The 5071-nt window shown below is 69.6% G+C and carries 4 protein-coding genes; all 4 read left to right on the plus strand.

Annotated elements, in window-relative coordinates; all coding sequences use genetic code 11:
- A partial coding sequence (locus Q1N79_RS24705) for an MFS transporter (protein ID WP_300612921.1) occupies window positions 1–1038 on the plus strand: 1038 nt, incomplete at its 5' end.
- 184 nt (window positions 1039–1222) lie between these two features.
- A complete protein-coding gene (glmU, locus tag Q1N79_RS24710; protein ID WP_300612923.1) occupies window positions 1223–2689 on the plus strand; it encodes a bifunctional UDP-N-acetylglucosamine diphosphorylase/glucosamine-1-phosphate N-acetyltransferase GlmU in 1467 nt (488 codons plus the stop codon).
- Between the two features lie 25 nt (window positions 2690–2714).
- Window positions 2715–3692, plus strand: coding sequence for a ribose-phosphate diphosphokinase (locus tag Q1N79_RS24715; protein WP_300612925.1), 978 nt, complete (start codon window positions 2715–2717; stop codon window positions 3690–3692).
- Between the two features lie 549 nt (window positions 3693–4241).
- On the plus strand, window positions 4242–5071 hold an 830-nt coding region (locus tag Q1N79_RS24720; RefSeq protein ID WP_300612927.1), incomplete at its 3' end, for an AfsR/SARP family transcriptional regulator.

A 5071-nucleotide genomic window follows, 5' to 3' on the forward strand; every position in this document is an offset into this window, starting at 1 on the left:
GCGCTGCTGGCGATCTTCGTGTACGTCGAGACTCGGGTGGCCGAGCCGCTGTTCCGGATCTCGCTGTTCCGGATCCGTCCGTTCGCCGCGGGGAACATCGCCAGCCTCGCGATGGCGATGAGCCGCGGCGGCATGCAGTTCATGCTGATCATCTGGCTGCAGGGCATCTGGCTGCCGCTGCACGGCTACAGCTACAGCCAGACTCCGCTGTGGGCGGGCATCTACCTGGTGCCGCTGACGATCGGCTTCCTGCTGTCGGCGCCGCTGTCCGGCGTGCTGTCCGACAAGTTCGGCGCCAAGGCGTTCACGGTGGGCGGAGCGCTGCTGACCGCGGCGAGCTTCCTGGCGCTTGCCTTCCTGCCCGTGAACTTCAGCTACTGGCTGTTCGCGGTGCTCGTCCTGGTCAACGGCTTCGGAACCGGCCTGTTCGTATCGCCGAACCGCGCCGAGATGATGAACTCCGTGCCCGCCAATCAGCGCGGTGCCGCGGGCGGGATGATCGCCACGTTCATGAACTCCGCTTCCGTGCTCTCCATCGGCATCTTCTTCTCGCTGATGGTCGCCGGCCTGTCGAGCAAGCTGCCGACGGCCTTGTTCGGCGGGCTCACCTCCTATGGCGTCCCGGCCAGTGCGGCCGCGCCGCTGTCGCACCTGCCCCCGATCGGCGTGCTGTTCGCCGCCTTCCTCGGCTACAACCCGATGCAGCAGCTGCTCGGCCACATCCTCAGCCAGCTGTCGCCCGCGCACGCCGCATACGTGATCGGACGGCAGTTCTTCCCGCACCTGATCACCGGCCCGTTCCACGACGGGATCGGCGTGGCCTTCGGGTTCGCGATCGCCGCGTGCGTGGTCGGCGCCGTGGCCTCGCTGCTAACGGCCCGGCGCAAGCCGGCGCTTGCCGCGCGCGAGTCGCTGGGGTCGGAGCTGGCCGCCGTGGCCGCCGAGGGCGGGGGTATCGAACCCAGCGAGCTGGTCGTCCCTGATATCGTCGCGGACACGTCGGAACCCGCCGACAAGCCGGGCCGGGCGGTCGGCTAGGACGCCCGCCCCGGAGCGGCCGGAGCTGCCCCGGCTGTGCCGCACAACTGCACGTTATGGCTACGGGACGGTATCCTGCGGATGAGGAGCGGGTAAACAGATTTGCCGTCGCTCCGCTCAGTAGGGTTCCCGTGAATGATTGCCCTGGAAATGTTCGGCGCGATACCCGAGGAGACAGTTGCTCGTGAGCGGAAGTCGCCCGGCCGCAGTCATGGTCCTCGCCGCGGGCGAGGGCACGCGCATGAAGTCACGGAGCCCTAAGGTGCTGCATTCGCTGTGCGGGCGCACCATGCTCGGGCACGTGCTCGCGGCGGCCCGTGAGCTTGATCCCGACGAACTCGTGGTCGTCGTCGGCCACGGCCGAGATGAGGTGAGCACCGAGGTCGGCGAGCAGGTGCCGCAGGCGCGAGTGGTCGTCCAGGAGGAGCAGCTGGGGACTGGCCATGCCGTGCGCATGATCACCGAGGCCCTGGGCGTCTTCCGCGGCACCGTCCTCGTGACCTACGGCGACATGCCGCTCCTGCGCGCCGAGACACTGCGCCGGCTGGCGGCCTGCCACAGCGAAGCGGGGAACGCGGCCACGGTGCTGACCGCCCGCGGCGACGCGGCAGGTTACGGCCGGATCGTGCGGGACGCGGGCGGCGGGTTCGTCCGCATCGTCGAGGACAGCGACGTCACGCCCGCCGAACGGGCGATCGGCGAATACAACTCCGGCTGCTATGCGTTTGACGGCGCGCTGCTCGCGGACGCGATCAAGCGCGTGACAACAGACAACAACCAGAACCAGGAGTACCTCACCGACGTGCTCGAGATCGTCCGCCGCGACGGTCATCAGATCGGGACGGTGCTCGCGGCCGACGCGGCAGAGGTCCAGGGGATCAACGACCGGGTCCAGCTGGCTGCCGCACGGCGCGCGCTCAACGACAGGATCCTCGAGCACTGGATGAGGGCCGGCGTCACGATCGCCGATCCCGCCAGCACCTGGGTCGATGTCACCGTCACGATCGAGCCGGACGCGGAGGTCGGCCCGCAGACCCAGCTCCAGGGGCAGACTGCCATCGCCAGCGGCGCCCGGGTGGGCCCCGGCTGCCTGCTCGAGGACACCGCCGTCGGCGCGGACGCCATCGTGCTGCACGCCGTGTGCCGTCGGGCGGAAATCGGCGCAGGCGCCACCGTCGGGCCGTTCGCCTATCTCAGGCCGGGGTCGAGGGTAGAGCAGAACGCGCACGTCGGGACCTATGTGGAAGTCAAGAACTCGGTGATCGGGGCGGGGGCAAAGGTGCCTCACCTCACCTACGTCGGGGACGCGCACATCGGCGAGCGGTCCAACATCGGCGCGGGGACGATCTTCGCCAACTACGACGGCGTGGCCAAGCACCGCACCACGGTCGGCCATGACGTTTTCATCGGCAGCGACACCGTCCTGGTGGCGCCGCTCACAGTAGGCGACGGCGCCTATACCGCGGCCGGCTCGGCGATCACAGCGGACGTGCCATCGGGCGCACTCGGCATCGCGCGGGGGCGGCAGCACAACTCCGAGGGATGGGTGGAACGCAACAGGGAAGGCACGCGTTCCGCGCAGGCGGCGAGCCGCGCACGTGCGGCGCTGCCGACCCGGGGGGACGACCCCCCGGAAACCCCCGCTGAGTAAGACCGCGCGAAGGAGATTAACCCAGGTGAGCGGGATGACGGCGCCCAGCCAGAAGAAGATGATGCTGTTCGGCGGGCGGGCCTACCCCGAGCTTGTCGCCGAGGTCGCCGACTGCCTGGATATCGAGCCGGCGCCGGCCAGGCTGTACGACTTCGCCAACGGCGAGATCATGGTCCGGTTCCTTGAGTCTGTTCGCGGCTGTGACGCGTTCGTGCTGCAGAGCCACACCGCGCCGATCAACCAGTGGATCATGGAACAGCTGATCATGGTCGACGCGCTCAAGCGCGCCTCGGCGAAGCGGATCACCGTGGTCATGCCGTTCTTCGGTTACGCGCGACAGGACAAGAAGAGCCGCGGCCGGGAGCCGATCTCGGCGCGGCTGGTCGCCGACCTCTTCGCGACCGCCGGCGCCGACCGGCTGATGGCCGTCGACCTCCACACCGCCCAGATCCAGGGCTTCTTCGACGGCCCTGTCGACCACCTGTTCGCGCTGCCGATCCTGGCCGGCTACCTGGAGACCAGGCTGGACGTCAGGAACGTGACCGTTGTGGCGCCGGACGCAGGCCGGGTCCGGGTCTGCGAGCGGTGGACCGACCGGATGGGCGCGCCGCTGGCGATCATCCACAAGCGGCGTGACCCCGACGTCGTGAACCAGGTCAAGGTCAACGAGGTGGTCGGCGCGGTGGCCGGCCGGACGTGCATCCTGGTAGACGACATGATCGACACCGGCGGGACCATCGCCAAGGCGGCGGACGCGCTCTTCGACCAGGGCGCCGAGCGGGTCATCGTCGCAGCCACCCACGGCGTGCTGTCCGGGCCCGCTGTCGATATCCTGAAGAACTCCCGGATCAGCGAGGTGGTCATCACCAACACGCTGCCGGTGCCTCAGGAGAAGAGGTTCGACAAGCTGACGGTGCTGTCCATCGCGCCGCTGCTCGCGCGGGCGATCAACGAGGTCTTCAGCGACGGCTCGGTGACGAGCCTCTTCGACGGCCACAGCTGAGTTGCGGGGGCGGCCTGGCCCAGGAGTGGCCCACACCCTGGACCAGGGCCGCGGGCCCGCCCCGCCATTCCCCGGTTCGGCGGGACGGGTGTGTGCGACGTGCCTGGACCGATTGCCCGCGGTCCCGGCCGTCTGCTCGCAAACCCCCGGCGGAGTCCCGTGTCGTGCCGGGCGGCGCCCCTGCTGTCGTCCGTCGCGATACGGGACCCCGGTCCGGCCCCCGTGCTCTGTGGCTGCTGCGACGAGCGTGGCAGCCCTCGCTTGCGTGGCGGTTAAGCCGGACTCGCCGTTCGCCCGGCAGGCCACTCGTTTCGCGCCGCGCTCACCCGGTCCGCCCCCTCGCCCGATACGGTCAGCGATGTCTCGCTCCACCTGGGTGACATCATCGGTCGTCAGATTTACGGCATGCTTTAGTCGTGATTAAGTGGGTCGTACAACGGCCCGGAGATCGACCCGCGGCACCAGACAATCGGCGGGCGCTGCAGCCTTGCCTGACACTGCCGTCACCCAGAAAGCGGGGGAGAACGTGAATCCGGACGGGCTCATCTGATGCGGTTCCGCATCCTGGGTCCGCTGGAGGTCTGGTCGGACGAGGGCTGGGCTGCTATCAGTGCCGCCAAGTGGCGGTCGCTGCTTGCCTGCCTGCTGCTGCGGCCGGGGCAGCTGGTCTCGACAGAGACCCTGATCTTCGAGCTGTGGGGTGACAGCCCGCCCGCGAAGGCCAACAACCTGGTCAGCATCTACGTGCACAGGCTCCGGCGCATGATCGGCGACACCGAAGGCCGGGTGCTCGTTTACCGCGCTCCTGGCTACCTGCTCCGCATCGGCCCTGGCGACCTGGACTTGCAAGAGTTCGAGGCGCGAGTCGCGGCGGGCAGGGACGCGCTGGTGGCCGCGGACCCAGAAACCGCCGCCGCTGTGCTTGCCGAGGCGCTCGCGCTGTGGCGGGGGCCGCTGCTCGCCGACGTCCCGCCGTCCCCGCAAATCATCAATGAATCCGAACGGACGGGTGAGCTTCAGCTCGCCGCCGCCGAACTCCGCATCAGGGCGGACCTGGACTGCGGCAGGCCCGCCCAGGTGGTACCGGAACTGCGCAGGCTGGTGGCGGAGAACCCGCTGCGCGAGGGCCTGTGGTATCTGCTGATGCGCGCGCTCGACGAGGCCGGACGGCATGCGGAGGCGCTGGAAACCTTCATCCAGGCCCGGCAGGTGATATCCGGTGAGCTCGGCGTCGAGCCGGGCGCCGAGCTGCAGCGGCTGTACGCGAAGCTGCTCGCCGCGGACGCGTCGTCGGCGCCGGCGCGCAACCGGGCCGCGAGCGCGGACGTCTCCGTTCAGCCGCGCCAGGCGGCTGAACCGCCGCCCGCGGCCGGCGCCGC

It is taken from the genome of Trebonia sp. (assembly GCF_030042015.1).
Lineage (GTDB): Bacteria > Actinomycetota > Actinomycetes > Streptosporangiales > Streptosporangiaceae > Trebonia.